This is a genomic window from Polaribacter butkevichii, from assembly GCF_038024105.1.
GTDB lineage: Bacteria > Bacteroidota > Bacteroidia > Flavobacteriales > Flavobacteriaceae > Polaribacter > Polaribacter butkevichii.
In genome coordinates this window covers 20,903-35,478 of record NZ_CP150661.1, presented here as the reverse complement: position 1 = coordinate 35,478, position 14,576 = coordinate 20,903, and the positions used below count along the sequence as shown (strand labels likewise).

The window sequence follows — 14,576 nt, the reverse complement described above, 5'->3', positions numbered from 1 at the left end:
TTAAAGAACTAGTAATCTAAACTCTTTATGTAGCTTAACTTCTCTTTCCAAAGCGCTAAATCTTCTTTAAATTCATTTACTCTGTTTCTTACATTTAATACCAAAGGATTATCATCTTTAGCATTAGAAAAGAAACCTAAATTGTTTTCTAATTGCTGAATTTCTTTAACAACTTCATCAATTTTCTTTCTAACAAACATTTGTTCAGAATCTAACTTTCTAACGTCATTATCTGCTGCAAGACCATCTACAACATGTGTAAACTTTAGCATGGCAACTTCATTCTTATCTAAGTCTAAACCATTAAGTGCTCTGTCTATTAATTTATTAAACTTACCATCTATATGTCTTGCATTTCTTGGCAATACACCTAAATTTCTCCAATTATTAATAATTTCGAAGATTTCATCTTTTGTTGGCGTTGTTAATTCTTTTACAGTTTCTAAAAATGCTTTTTTAGCATCTACAACCTCTTGCTGTTCTTTATTTAAAGAGTTTTTCTGATCGTGGTATCTATCAAAATAATGATTACAAGCCGCTTTAAAACGTTTCCAAATATCATCAGAAAATTTACGCGGTACATGACCAATTTTTTTCCAATCTGCTTGTATTTTCTTTAAAGTGTTTGTAGAAGATTCCCAATCATCACTTTCTTTTAAAGACTCTGCGAGTTCTATCAACTCCATTTTTTTCTTTAAATTCTCTTGCTGATCATTCTTTTCTTGTTTGTAAAAAACATTCTTAGCACTATTAAATTTCTTTGTAGCTGCTTTAAATTTTTGCCAAACTTCTTCACTTTTAGAATACGGAAGTTTTCCTGCATTAAAATACTCTTGCCTTAAAGCTTCGATATCTTTAATACTTTTTTGCCAATCATTATGCGTTTTATTATTAGCCGTATCATACGCATTTAGCTTTTCTACAACTACTAATTTTTTCTCTATAATTTCTTGATATTTAGAACGCATTTCTCTAAAATGATCATGTCTTCTATCATGAATTTTTTTAGTAGCAGCACTAAATTTTTGCCAAATATCTTCTCTCATTTCTTGAGAAACTGGTCCAATATCTTCTTTCCAGATTTTATGTAAATCTTGTAATTCTTTAAAAGCAACATTAATATCAGCTTCTTCGGCTAACGCATTTGCTTTTTCTATGATTTTTAATTTTTCTTCTAAATTATGTTTAAAATCTAAATCTCTAAAATCGTTACTTAAATGCAACAAATCATAAAAACGCTCTACATGATGATGAAACGTTTTCCAAGTATCATTGTAATGGTTTTTAGAAACCGGTCCAATAGTTCTCCAAGTATCTTGCAACTCTCTAAAACTTTTATACATGGTTGCTGTATCTGCATTTTCAATTAAATCTTTTAACTGCTCTATAACGGCAAGTCTTTTATTTAAATTGGCAGATAATTGTTTTTCTAAATCATTATAATGAGCATCGCGTTGTTTTTTATATTCTGATAAAAGGCTATTGTAATCAGATTTTAACGGACTAGAAAATTGAAAGTCTATAGAATTACCTCCTTCTTCTAAAAAGGCTGCTTTCTTTTCTGCTAATAATGCCCCAAATTTTTGGTTAAAAGCAGTTTTAATTCCATCAACTTGGTTTTTAATTTTTTGAACAGGATTGTTTGAAATTGTTTTTTTAAGTTCTGCAACCAACTCTTCTAAAGATAATTTTGTATAATCTACAACTGCAGATTCTTCTTCTTTAGCCGTGTCTTTTTCTGCATCCACCGCAATAGATTTCTCTATTTCTTCAACAGCATCAGTAGTATCATCTACTTTTTCTTTAACTTCTTTAACTTCAACTTTTACAATTTCACTCGCAACTTCTGTTACTTTCTTTTCCGTCTTATCAACGTTTTCTTCATTATTTTCTAACATATCTACAATGTTTAAGGTCTTAATATAATACAACTATTATATATCTATAAAGATACTGACATCTTACTAAATCTACAAACTATCTAACCACTAAAATAATATAGATAATTTACTTTTGGGCGTTCCCTTACGGTCGGGCTTTACTTTACAATCTTTTTATTCATTCTTCATAAAAAGGATTTCCAATTCAATCCCTAACGCAGCAAACTTGCTAACTTTTTTTTTAATCTAAAAAAAATCATTCTAATTAAACATCATTCCAAATTCTCCAAGATTCTTCTGCTTGCAATTGCAACATTTCATATCCATTTTTTATAATAGCTCCTTTTTCTTTTCCTTTAGATAAAAAAGTAGTTACTTCTGGATTGTAAATTAAATCATATAACAAATGTTTTTCTGTAATATATTGATACGGAATATCAGGACACTTATCCGTATTTGGCGATGTACCAACCGGTGTAGAATTGATAATGATTTGATACTTTTCCATAACTTCTTCCGTTACATCTTGGTACGAAATTTCTTTTTTTCCATTAGGTTTTCTAGAAACAAATTTAAATTTAATATCATTCTTTTTTAGCGCGTAAGCAATTGCTTTAGAAGCGCCACCTGTACCTAATATTAAGGCTCTTTTATGTTGTTTTGTTATCAACGGAAATATTGATTTTTCAAAACCAACAACATCAGAATTATACCCTTTTAAATTTCCTCTTTTGGTAAATTTTATAGTATTTACTGCCCCAATTTCTTTTGCCGTTTTATCTAGCTTATCTAAATATTTCATTACGGCTTCTTTATAAGGAATAGTAACATTTATACCACCTAATTTTTCGCCACCTTCATCAATAACACCAGGAAATTCTTCTATTTTCTGAAGATCAAAATTAACATAGCTGTGTTTTTTTAAGCCTAATTTTTCAAACTTTTCTGTAAAATAACCACGAGAAAAAGAATATTCAATATCTTTTCCTAATAACCCAAAAACTTTATTTTTTCTTTCGTCCATAAAAATCTATTACTAAAATTATCAAAAGCCCTAGTATTATAAAAAATATAGCATACCAGGTTTCTGAGATTGAAAAATCAGGAACAAAACGTTCGTAATTTTCAACGATTTTATTCCCTTTTTTATCTATTAAAAATTTTCCTTTTTCTTGTAAATAAATCGCTTTTTTCCAAGGCCAAACAATTCCTAAAGATCCTGTTATAAAACCAATAATAACCGCATTTACTATTTGATGCCAACGTTTTAAAACATACCCCAAAACATGACTGATAGAAACCAAACCAAAAGTAGAACCTGCGGTAAAAACGCTAATAATTTTTAAATATCTTATTTTAATCGGATCAGACAACACTTTAAAATCACCAGATAAAAGACTGGTAATTACATTAAATAAAACGTTTACAGAGTCTACTAATAACAACACATAATTACCTAATAGAATTAAAATAAAAGACCCCGAAAGTCCGGGAAGCGTCATACCAGAAACACCTATAATTCCACAAATAAATACAAACCAAAGGTTGTCATTTTCGGTTGCAGGTGTTAAAAAACTAATTCCGATACCTATAGAGGCACCAACAATTAAAGAAAATATATTTTTAAAATTCCAATCACCAAAATCTTTACCTATATAGTAAATAGAGCCCAAAATCATTCCAAAAAACCAACTCCAAACATACAGTTCAAAATTGACCAAAAAATAATCTAATACTAAAGAAATGCTAAAGTAACTAAAAATGCTACCTCCCATTATTAGTATTAAAAAAGGACCATTTACATATTGATAAAAACTTTTAAAACGGCCATTAAAAAGTAATTTAAACGCTTTTAAATTTATTTTTCTAAACGAGTAAATTAACTCTTCATAAAAACCTAAAACAAAAGAAACTGTTCCGCCAGAAACACCAGGAACCTTATTGGCAGCTCCCATTGCTAAACCTTTAAAAAAAAGGCTTAATTTTTGTAAAAAAGTTCTTTCTACAATCATTTATTTTTTCTGAACGGCTAATCTTTCCATCGCTAAAATAATAACAAAACCAACAACAGCCAATACAATTGCCATGGTTAATTCTGCTTCTCCGTTAAAAGAAAAAGGACTTACACTTTGTTGATTAAATGGTACTTCTACTCCATGAGAATTTGTACGCCATGTTAAGGTTTCTTTCCAAGGCCAAATTTTGTTTAATGAACCAATTATAAAACCGGTTAAAGCAGCTAAAGTTAAATTTTTATAATGTTTAAACAACCATTTTAAAACTCTAGAAAAGGTTAACAAACCAATAACGGCACCTGCCATAAAAATTAAAATCGTTTTAATGTCTTTATTATTTAAAGCATTTAAAACAGGTTTGTACGCACCTAACAACACTAATATAAATGAACCTGAAATTCCAGGTAAAATCATAGCACATATTGCTATTGCACCCGCTATAAATATAAAAATTGGTGATGAATTTTCTGAAACTAAAGGATTTAAAGTGGTAATATAATAGGCCAAAAAAGCACCTATAATTAAGAATACAAATGCAAGAATGTTCCATTTTGTAATTTGTTTAGCAATGTAAATAATACTTGCCAATACCAAACCAAAAAAGAAAGACCATAGTAAAACAGGCTCATTTTCTAATAAATACTTTATCGCTTTTGCCAAAGAAATAATACTTATAAAAATCCCTAAAAATAAGGATGCTAAAAAGTTTCCATTTAATTGTGTCCAAGCTGCTTTAAAACCATCTTGTTTTAACGTTTTAAATAAACCAATATTTACGTTACTTATAGAGCCTAATAATTCTTCATATATACCAGAAATAAAAGCAATGGTACCTCCTGAAACTCCAGGAACTACATCTGCGGCTCCCATTGCCATTCCTTTTAAACCTATAACAATATAATCTTTTATATTTCTACTCATTTTATATCTCTTTTAAAAAAAACGAAGATAATAGAATTTTGAGAAAAACTAAGAAAAGAGACTTAATTTAACCGCTTCTTTATGTTGATGAAATTTAATTTACGCAATAGAAATTCATGATTAAAATGCGTGAAATTTACAGAAAGGATAAATGATTTAATTTCTAAACGTATTCTTCATAAACTTTTTAATAAAAAGCAATCTATGTTTTACAATGCTTTATTTAAAGCCAATTCCTTTTTAGCTCTTACTTTTAAAGAAATAGCAGCAATCACAAAATAAATGATTGTTAACAACCATAAATGATTCCATTCTTTTAAGACATCTACAAACGAAGCTTCCATTTGTGTTAATTTAACAAAACCATTCATACCTGCTGTAGACGGAATGATTTCTGAAATAAATTTATAAAAATTCGAAAACCCTTCAGCAGGAAAAGACAATCCGCTTAACATTAATGAAGGAATAGAAAGCAATACTAAAAACACAATTGAATCTTCTCTTCTTTTAAAAAAAGAACTGATTGATATACCTAAAAACACGACTGAAAAGATATACGGAATTATAAATACGTAAATAGATAACAATGAGGAACGTACCGGAATGCCAAACAGCGTGTATACAATACCAACTTGAACAGGAATAATAACAATATAAATTAAAGTATATAAACACGCTTTTGCTAATAAAACAGAGAGTACGCCACCTTTATGTAATATTCTTGGAAATTTTTTATGTGTAGATTTTGCTTCTCGTCTAGAACCACTTAAAAGACCAATTCCCATTAATAAAACTAATTGAATAATTAAGGCGGTTAACATCGGAATCAAATAAGTTGCATACCCAGAATTAGTATTAAATAAACTGGTCGATATTGCTTTTATAGGTGTATAATTTTTCTGAGCTTCATCAAAAGAAACACCTTTTGCCATTTCTTTTTTAATTGAAATTCCTGCGCTAAAATAACCGTTTACTTCAGTAACATCTCCTAAAACACGTTTATAAAATAACATGTTAGCAGCATCAGAAAAAGTTGTAATTGTTGTTTGTCTACCGCTTCTAATATTCTTTTCAAAATTCTTTGGTACAATAACAATTCCCTGTACATTTCTTGAATAATAGGCTACTTTAGCAGCTTCTAAATCTGTAAATGTGGTGATTGTTTTTGTACCTTCTGTAGCAGCTAACATGGCAATATAATCTCTACTCATTCTAGTACCATCTTGGTTTACAATTGCTACCGGAACTTCTTTAATTATTTGGTTTGAATATATATACGTGTACACTACCAAAATAATAAGTGTTACAGATAAAAAAGTGCTTGCCACTGCTTTGTCCGATTTAATTGAATTCCATTCGGTACCAAACGTATGCTTAAATGAGATGATTCCTTTGTAGATAAATTTATATAAATTTTTCATTTTTAAATACGGTGATTAAAGCTTCCTTTTAAAAACAATCTTTTTAATTTAAGCCAACTTATTGCAATTGGTACAATACATAAAACAACTAAAATAATAATCGATTTTAAAGAATAAAATACAGGAAATCCTCGTTGTGATTGATCTAATAATAATTCAAAGAAATGCGTAAATGGAAAAACCTGACTTAACCATTGCAATACTTCTGGCATTCCAAAAATAGGGAATGTAATTCCTGAAAAAGAAAGACTTACAGCTCCAAATCCAGAACCAATTGTTAATGCTTCCCTAAAACTACCACTGATAGCAATAAAGAATAAAGCGAATGATTGATTTGCTAAAATCAATAAAAGTAAACCAACCAAAACTGTTATTTTACTTCCCAAAAACGGAAAATCTTGCCATACGTACATACTTAATAACGTAATAATACCTACCAACAAAAACCATACAGTATAAGGTAAAACTTTTCCTAAAATAATTGCTGATAAACGTCCATTTGTAATATTCAATAACTTATTTCCTTTACTATATTTTAAATCTGCTCCAAAGCAATAAATTGTAGTTAGCATGACAAATAACTGAAAAAACATGGTTAAAAAACCTGTATTCAAATAATACGAATAGTTTGTAAATGGATTTGACAACACATGATTATTGGCCAAAATAGGCTGATAATTAACCAATGCTTGTTGCATGGAAACTCCTTTTTTACGTTGTTTTTCGATATTTATACCTGCCGAAATTGTACCAATTACTTTTCTAAATGCTTTATACTCTAATCCTCCTGCCAATAATAAATTACTATTGTATTGATTGATGATATGTACTTGTTTTCCACTTTTTAAATCTGCTTCAAAGTTCTTAGGAATTGTAATGACACCATACGCTTTTCCTAAACGAATTAATGCTTCTCCTTTTTGCTGATCTAAAGGGAAAAAACCAATTTTAATCTCTGGCGCAGCATCTAACTGAGCAATGACATTTCTAGAGGTTGCCGTATGATCTAAATCTACCACAGCAACGGGTAAATCTCTCGCAACACCTTCACTTAAAAGCGTATTGAAAAACAAAATGGACACAAAAGGCAGTATTATTGCAAGAACAAAAGACGACTTACTGTTAAACAACAGAGCAATCTCTCTTTTTGCAATCCGTAAAGAGGGTTTCATTTTACTCATTAAATTGAGAATAATCAATTAAAATACTCATTCCAGGTCTTAAATCTACTTCTTTTGTAACTGGCATCGCTTTAATTTCAAAAGTTCTAATATCAAAATCTCCAGAAGCCTTGGTTGCACTCCAAGTAGCATAATCTCCTAAAGCAGCTACATAGTAAATTTTAAATTGTACTTTTTTATTCTTTAAAGCAGGAATCGTTGCTTCAAAAACACTTTCTTTTTTAAAGTTGAAAAGGCTAGTTTCTTTAATGTTTAATATGGCGTAACTATTTGTTAAATCTACCAAATGAACCACCGGATAACCCGCACCAATTAACTCTCCTTCTTCTGGTAAAAAGTTAAGAACTTCGGCATCTATTGGTGCAATAATATTACGTTCATTTTTATAACCTTCTAATTCTGTTAAAGCGCCATCTGCTTGTTTTACCATAGCTGTTGCAGCATCTATATCTTCATTTCTAGCGCCTTTCATTGCCATCTGATACATACTTAATGCCGCTTCTTGGTCCTTTAAGGCAACTTCTTTTTTTGCAAATATTTCATCTCGTTTTTGTTCAGAAATTACGCCGTCTTTAAATAAGTTTGCCATACGAGTGTATGTTTTATTCATTACATTGGCAGCTGCAGTCGCTTTTTCATAAACACTTTTGGCTGCTCTAATTTCTTCTGATCTTGCGCCATTTTGTGCTTTATTTTTTTGAGCATTTGCAGCATCTCTTAACGCCAAAGCTTGTTGCTCTTTTGCCATAATTTCTGGACTTAAAAGCGTTGCTAATAATTGTCCTTTTTTAACACTTTGTCCTTCTTTAACTTCAAAAGAATTAATTCGTGTAGGTATTTTAGACGATAAATAAATTTCTTTAGCTTCTATTCTACCTTGTAAAATAACAGATTTAGGTTTTGTTAAGAACCACACACCTATAAGTACGATAATTGAAATAATTACAACACCTATTAATGACTTTATAAATTTTGGATTTCTCATTTTAATATTAATTTTGATTTAAGAAAGAAGCTGTTTTACCTGTAAGTACCATTAACTCTCCGTAAGCTACATTGTACTCGTATAAGGCTTTTATTTTATGTAATTTAATTTCTGATAATTTTAAAGTTGCATCCACAACTTCTAAAGAAGTTCCCGTTCCTTCTTCAAAAGCACGAGTTCTCATAAACTTTAATCGGTTTGCCAATGCTTCATCGGTTTTTAAACTTTCATACTGCTCCAATTCCTTTTGCATGGTATTGTACAATTTTTCTGTATACGTTGTTAAATTTAATCTTGCTTGCCTATCTATTTCTTCTACTTGAGAAATTTTATATTTAGATGCTTTTACTTTATGTTCTCTTTGAAAACCATTAAACAATTCCCACTCTACACCAACACCAACAAACCACTTTGTATCTACTAAAGGTAAATTATCTTTCCAAAGAATGTATTTTCCAGAAACACCAACCTTCGGAAAATAATCACTGTTTTCTACTTTAACACCTACTTTTGCTAACTCATAATTTTTTTTAATGATTTTTAACTGTTCATTTGCAGTCAGCATATCACTAGTAAATTCTTGCAAAGGTTTTACAATGGTTGGTTCTTTAAAATCACTACTAAACTCAGAAATGGAATTTACTCCTATTAAGTTTTGAACAGCTGTGGTAGCTAAATCAACATCTTTTTTAGCACCTAACAATTCCCTATTTGCATTAGACAGCGCTACTTTTGCATTTAATGTTTCTACTTCTGGAATGATACCATTTTCGAAAAACTTCATTGCTTGGTTATTATGTAACAAAATAACATTGTAAACTTCTTGCCTTAACTGCAAAGCTTCTTTAGCTAATTTTAACTTAAAAAAGTAATTTATTAACTGTACCGTTAATTGATCTTCCTTTATTTTATGCTTTGTTTCCGATAATGCTAATTTTATTTCTGATGCTTTATTGGCGGCATTTATTTTTCCTCCGGCATAAATAGGCATCGATATATCTGCAGTTGCAAAACCCAAGTTTTTTTCTTGCAACGTAAAATCCCAACTACCTAAAACTGCAGCTGGATCTGTAATACCTAATAAACCACCTACCATATTTCTTTGCTCATTTAAATCTGCCGAAATATCTTTATCTAAATGCATATAAGTACCAGAAACACCCAGCGTTGGTAAACGCAATCCTTTTGTAGCTTTATGCTCTTCTTCCATCGCTTTTACTTCAAAGCTAGATGCTTTTACATCTCCATTTTTAGACAACATTAAATCATATGCTTGCCTTAATGTAATATCTTGTGCATTTGTAAACGCTGATAGAAAACACAAAACACAGGAGAATAACACTCCCATTCTCTTCAATTTCATTGGTTTAAATTTTAAATTGATATTCATTTATTTTAAAATTTTCATAATATTATCCGTTAATTTCTCTACATCATGTATTGTTACATCTTGTTCTCCAAAAATATTTTTTCGAGTAAAATTGATGTAATCTACCGCATATACTAAAATGTGATAATGCAATTGGTAAACCGTTGTATCTTTTGAAATCTCCCCAGATTTGACACCAATTTTTTTAATACTCTTCATTAACTCAGCACTTTTTTCCTTAATAACTTCTGATGCAAAAAAGTTTTCATTATGCAGTAATTGGTAAAAAAACTTCGATGCATTTGGCTCATTCAAAAAGAAAGTAACTCTATTTCTAATAAACTCTTCTAATAACGGTTTAATACTATTGGGATTTAAGTCTAATAAAAATTCTAATTCTTTATATAAAGAATTTACTTTATCATGATACAATTCATTAATTAAATCTTGTTTACCAGCATAAGTTCTATATAAATAGCCACCACTTACGTTTGCTTTTTTAGCAATCATGGCAATAGTAGTTGCTTCAATTCCATTTTCTACGATGGTATGCATAATAGCATCTTTAATTCTCGCTATTTTATCTTCATCAATTTTACGTGCCATAGTATCCCTTTTTTTGAGTATACAAATTTATGAATAAATGTTCATTCATTTATTATTTATCTATTATTTTTTATTTTAACTATAACGAGTCATACAGACATTAATCTTAAAACAGAAACAAATACAAACCGAAAATTGATGAAAAATAAAATATAAGCACAAAAAAAAAGCACTCATTTTACTAAAATAAATCAGTATAAATGAGTGCCTTAAATATCTAAGTGTTGAATTTACTTATTCAAATACATTTTACGTCTAGAATATAAATCGTAAAATTGATCGTCTTTTAAGCTATCAATAAATAAGATACTCTCTCCAGTCGATTTCATTTCTGGTCCTAGTTTCTTATCTACATTAGGAAACTTGTTAAAAGAAAATACAGGTTGTTTAATTGCAAAACCTTCTAATTGAGGGTTAAAATTAAAGTCTGTTACTTTATTGTGACCTAACATTACTTTAGTTGCATAATTTACATACGGTTCTTTGTATGCTTTTGCAATAAAAGGTACCGTTCTAGATGCTCTTGGGTTTGCTTCAATAATATATACAATATCATCTTTTACCGCAAACTGAACATTTATTAAACCTACCGTTTTTAATTCTGTAGCAATTGTACGAGTATGATCTTTAATTTGTTGTAAAACAAATTCTCCTAAATTAAAGGCTGGTAAAGTTGCATTAGAATCTCCAGAGTGAATTCCACATGGTTCTATATGCTCCATAATACCAATAATATACACATTACCATCTGCATCACAAATTGCATCAGCTTCTGCTTCTATTGCTCCGTCTAAATAATGATCTAACAATAATTTATTACCAGGCATTCTACCTAATAAATCTACTACATGTTTTACCAAATCATCTTTATTGATAACAATTTTCATTCCTTGTCCTCCTAAAACATAAGAAGGTCTTACTAAAATTGGAAAATCTAATTCATCTGCCAAAGCCAAGGCTTCATCTGCAGTTTCTGCAATTCCAAATTCTGGGTAAGGAATGTTATTTCTCTTTAATAAATCAGAAAAACTACCTCTATCTTCTGCTAAATCTAAAGCTTCAAAAGAAGTACCAATAATTTTTATTCCGTATTTAGTTAACTTTTCGGCTAACTTTAATGCGGTTTGCCCACCTAATTGTACGATAACTCCTTCTGGTTTTTCATGACGAATAATGTCATAAATATGTTCCCAAAAAACAGGCTCAAAGTATAATTTATCTGCGGTATCAAAATCTGTAGAAACCGTTTCTGGGTTACAGTTAATCATAATTGTTTCGTAACCACATTCTGCAGCTGCTAAAACACCATGTACACAACAGTAATCAAACTCAATTCCTTGTCCAATTCTATTTGGTCCAGAACCTAAAACAATAATTTTCTTTTTATCAGTTACAATACTTTCGTTTGCAATAATAATTTCTCCGTCTGCTGTTTCAATTTCGTTTTCGAAAGTTGAGTAGTAATAAGGCGTTTTTGCTTTAAATTCTGCAGCACAAGTATCAACTAATTTAAAAACACGTTGTACTTTTAACTCTTCTCTTTTTGTGTAAACTTGACTTTCTAAACAACCCAACATGTGTGCTATTTGTCTGTCTCCGTATCCTTTTTGCTTTGCCTCTAATAATAAATCTCTACTAAGCGTTTCTATTGTATAGGTAGAAATTTCTTTTTGAAGTTGAAATAACTCTTCATATTGTTTTAAATACCACATGTCTATTTTTGTGATATCATAAATCTGAGTTAAAGGAATTCCCATGGCAATTGCATCATAAATAGCAAAAACACGATCCCAACTTGCATTGGTTAATTTATCTATAATTTGGTTATAATCTGTGTAACCTTTACCATCTGCACCTAACCCATTTCTTTTAATCTCTAAAGATTGCGTTGCTTTGTGTAATGCTTCTTGAAAAGAACGTCCAATTCCCATTACTTCTCCAACCGCTTTCATTTGTAAACCTAAAGTTCTGTCTGAACCTTCAAATTTATCAAAATTCCAACGAGGTATTTTTACAATTACATAATCTAAAGTTGGCTCAAATAAAGCAGAAGTAGATTTTGTAATTCCGTTTTCTAATTCATCTAAAGAATAACCAATAGCTAATTTTGTTGCTACTTTTGCAATAGGGTAACCCGTTGCTTTAGACGCTAAAGCGGATGAACGCGAAACACGTGGGTTAATCTCGATAGCAATAATATCTTCTTTTTCGTCTGGTGAAACCGCAAATTGTACGTTACATCCACCTTCAAAATCTCCAATAGAACGCATCATTTTTATTGCCATATCACGCATTCTTTGATACGTTTTGTCAGACAATGTCATTGCTGGGGCAACGGTAATAGAATCTCCTGTATGAATTCCCATAGGATCCATATTTTCGATAGAACAGATAATTACAACATTATCGTTTTTATCACGCAATAATTCTAATTCGTATTCTTTCCATCCCATCATTGCTTTATCAATCATCACCTCGTGTATTGGTGATGCTTCTAAACCAAAACTTAATAGTTGGTCAAAATCTTCTGCTTTGTAAACAATAGAAGCTCCTGCCCCACCCAAAGTATATGAAGAACGAATAACTAAAGGAAAGCCAAACTCTTGTGCAATTTCTTTTCCTTTTAAAAATGAAGTAGCTGTTGCTTGCGGCGCCATTGGCACATCAATCTTTAGCATTAACTCTCTAAATTGCTCTCTATCTTCAGTAATATTAATGGCATCAATGTCTACACCAATTAATTTTACATTAAAATCTTCCCAAATTCCTTTGTCATCTGCTTCAATACATAAGTTTAATGCAGTTTGACCACCCATTGTTGGTAAAACAGCATCAATTTGAGGATGCTCTTTTAAAATTTGAATGATTGATTTTGTAGTTAAGGGTAATAAATAGATATGATCAGCCATAGAAGGGTCTGTCATAATTGTTGCTGGATTCGAATTGATTAAAATAGTTTCAATTCCATCTTCCCTTAAAGAACGTAAAGATTGTGAACCAGAATAATCAAATTCACACGCTTGTCCAATAACAATTGGTCCAGATCCAATAATTAATACTGATTTGAGGTCTTTTCTTTTTGGCATTGTAAGTTGTTGTGTTATTTAGTTTTACAAAAATAGTTAGTGCTTGGGTATAAAAAAAGGCGTTACTTAAAAAAGTAACACCTTATATATTAACAATTGTTAATCATTTATTTTTTATGTCTAGTTTCAGTAGAAACAGAAATTTTCTTTCTTCCTTTTGCTCTTCTACGAGCCAACACCTTTCTACCATTAGCAGAAGCCATTCTCTCCATGAAACCATGTTTATTTCTTCTCTTTCTCTTTGACGGTTGGTAAGTTCTTTTTGGCATTATCTGTATTTTTAAATATCTTCTATTATTATTTTACTACTAAAAATTCTCCTCATTTAAAGCGTTTGCAAATATACAATTGTTTTTATTTGTGGCAAATACTATTTCAAAAAAAAATAAAAAATTATTCAATTCTACTAAAAATTCTTTTAAAACTCTTTTTTATCAACTGATCTTCACTTTTATAGGTTGATATTCTAGTGTCTTTTTCATAACTATTTGTATCAAAATTAAATTGTTCATCGTCATAAACAGAACTTTTACAACTCATCTCTATTAAAACATTGTTATTTTTAATGTCAAAAATTTTAAAAAACACCACAGAACCTGCTAAAACACCTGATCTATATTTTAAAGAATCATATTGTGGATCTTTTGATTTATTAATTAAATCGGGAGTTAATATTTTAGATAAGATTACATAATCTAAATCTGTTGTTTTTTGTAAAAGCTCAATATTTTCTTTTGTAAGATCATATTCTATTTTAAAAGGAATAATTATTTTACCATCCGCAGTTTTATAAGTTTCTCTTGTAAGCGTATTATTGCCTAATTTCTTTGATATAAAATTTAATAGTTGCTCATTATAAGCATCACTTCTAAAGGCATTATAACTTAATTGAGTTGTATTTAATAAATACCTAGCATTTTTATGATAGTCTAATTGTGTATTAAACCATAAATTTTCTAAACTAAAATTTGCGGGTTTACGTTGAAATACTTTAGGAAAAATAATTGCACAACTAGACAATAGTAGCGTACATAATATGACTATACTTTTTTTCAAAATCAATTTTTAAATTTTACTTCTCAAAAACTATTCCATTTACATCTATTTTAAAT

At 29.8% G+C, this 14,576-nt stretch carries 12 protein-coding genes; all 12 read right to left on the bottom strand.

Going from position 1 to position 14,576, the window contains the following annotated elements:
• Window positions 1-8: 8 nt before the first annotated feature.
• The 12 genes from WG951_RS00155 to WG951_RS00100 all read right to left on the bottom strand — a co-directional run bounded on the left by WG951_RS00155 (window position 9) and on the right by WG951_RS00100 (window position 14,520).
• Window positions 9-1,898, bottom strand: coding sequence for a DUF349 domain-containing protein (locus tag WG951_RS00155; RefSeq protein ID WP_105048197.1), 1,890 nt, complete (start codon window positions 1,896-1,898; stop codon window positions 9-11).
• A 247-nt stretch (window positions 1,899-2,145) separates the two neighbouring features.
• Complete coding sequence (locus tag WG951_RS00150) at window positions 2,146-2,904, bottom strand: shikimate dehydrogenase family protein (RefSeq protein WP_105048196.1); 759 nt, start codon at window positions 2,902-2,904, stop codon at window positions 2,146-2,148.
• On the bottom strand, window positions 2,885-3,892 hold the full coding sequence (locus tag WG951_RS00145) for a DUF368 domain-containing protein (protein WP_105048195.1): 1,008 nt from the start codon (window positions 3,890-3,892) through the stop codon (window positions 2,885-2,887). Before WG951_RS00145 ends, WG951_RS00150 begins: the two co-directional genes overlap by 20 nt.
• Window positions 3,893-4,816, bottom strand: coding sequence for a DUF368 domain-containing protein (locus tag WG951_RS00140; protein WP_105048194.1), 924 nt, complete (start codon window positions 4,814-4,816; stop codon window positions 3,893-3,895). It abuts the gene before it with no gap.
• Window positions 4,817-5,025: 209 nt separating this feature from the next.
• Window positions 5,026-6,237: an ABC transporter permease gene (locus WG951_RS00135; RefSeq protein WP_105048193.1), complete on the bottom strand. Its 1,212-nt coding sequence runs from the start codon at window positions 6,235-6,237 to the stop codon at window positions 5,026-5,028.
• Between the two features lie 2 nt (window positions 6,238-6,239).
• On the bottom strand, window positions 6,240-7,418 hold the full coding sequence (locus WG951_RS00130; protein WP_105048192.1) for an ABC transporter permease: 1,179 nt from the start codon (window positions 7,416-7,418) through the stop codon (window positions 6,240-6,242).
• Complete coding sequence (locus WG951_RS00125) at window positions 7,411-8,403, bottom strand: HlyD family secretion protein (protein ID WP_105048191.1); 993 nt, start codon at window positions 8,401-8,403, stop codon at window positions 7,411-7,413. Before WG951_RS00125 ends, WG951_RS00130 begins: the two co-directional genes overlap by 8 nt.
• A gap of 7 nt (window positions 8,404-8,410) precedes the next feature.
• Complete coding sequence (locus WG951_RS00120; protein WP_170062866.1) at window positions 8,411-9,766, bottom strand: TolC family protein; 1,356 nt, start codon at window positions 9,764-9,766, stop codon at window positions 8,411-8,413.
• 27 nt (window positions 9,767-9,793) lie between these two features.
• Window positions 9,794-10,378, bottom strand: coding sequence for a TetR/AcrR family transcriptional regulator (locus tag WG951_RS00115; RefSeq protein WP_105048189.1), 585 nt, complete (start codon window positions 10,376-10,378; stop codon window positions 9,794-9,796).
• Between the two features lie 230 nt (window positions 10,379-10,608).
• Window positions 10,609-13,464, bottom strand: coding sequence for a carbamoyl-phosphate synthase large subunit (gene carB / locus WG951_RS00110; RefSeq protein ID WP_105048188.1), 2,856 nt, complete (start codon window positions 13,462-13,464; stop codon window positions 10,609-10,611).
• Window positions 13,465-13,571: 107 nt separating this feature from the next.
• Complete coding sequence (gene rpmH, locus WG951_RS00105) at window positions 13,572-13,733, bottom strand: 50S ribosomal protein L34 (protein WP_036820926.1); 162 nt, start codon at window positions 13,731-13,733, stop codon at window positions 13,572-13,574.
• A 124-nt stretch (window positions 13,734-13,857) separates the two neighbouring features.
• Entirely contained in the window at window positions 13,858-14,520 is a 663-nt protein-coding gene (locus WG951_RS00100) for a hypothetical protein (RefSeq protein ID WP_146105253.1), read from the bottom strand.
• Between the last annotated feature and the right edge of the window lie 56 nt (window positions 14,521-14,576).

Excerpts from the sequence above, each read along its gene's own strand:
- WG951_RS00155 (WP_105048197.1), bottom strand. The coding sequence starts at position 1,898 with ATGTTAGAAAATAATGAAGAAAACGTTGATAAGACGGAAAAGAAAGTA.
- WG951_RS00150 (WP_105048196.1), bottom strand. The coding sequence starts at position 2,904 with ATGGACGAAAGAAAAAATAAAGTTTTTGGGTTATTAGGAAAAGATATT.
- WG951_RS00145 (WP_105048195.1), bottom strand. The coding sequence starts at position 3,892 with ATGATTGTAGAAAGAACTTTTTTACAAAAATTAAGCCTTTTTTTTAAA.
- WG951_RS00140 (WP_105048194.1), bottom strand. The coding sequence starts at position 4,816 with ATGAGTAGAAATATAAAAGATTATATTGTTATAGGTTTAAAAGGAATG.
- WG951_RS00135 (WP_105048193.1), bottom strand. The coding sequence starts at position 6,237 with ATGAAAAATTTATATAAATTTATCTACAAAGGAATCATCTCATTTAAG.
- WG951_RS00130 (WP_105048192.1), bottom strand. The coding sequence starts at position 7,418 with ATGAGTAAAATGAAACCCTCTTTACGGATTGCAAAAAGAGAGATTGCT.
- WG951_RS00125 (WP_105048191.1), bottom strand. The coding sequence starts at position 8,403 with ATGAGAAATCCAAAATTTATAAAGTCATTAATAGGTGTTGTAATTATT.
- WG951_RS00120 (WP_170062866.1), bottom strand. The coding sequence starts at position 9,766 with ATGAAATTGAAGAGAATGGGAGTGTTATTCTCCTGTGTTTTGTGTTTT.
- WG951_RS00115 (WP_105048189.1), bottom strand. The coding sequence starts at position 10,378 with ATGGCACGTAAAATTGATGAAGATAAAATAGCGAGAATTAAAGATGCT.
- carB (WP_105048188.1), bottom strand. The coding sequence starts at position 13,464 with ATGCCAAAAAGAAAAGACCTCAAATCAGTATTAATTATTGGATCTGGA.
- rpmH (WP_036820926.1), bottom strand. The coding sequence starts at position 13,733 with ATGCCAAAAAGAACTTACCAACCGTCAAAGAGAAAGAGAAGAAATAAA.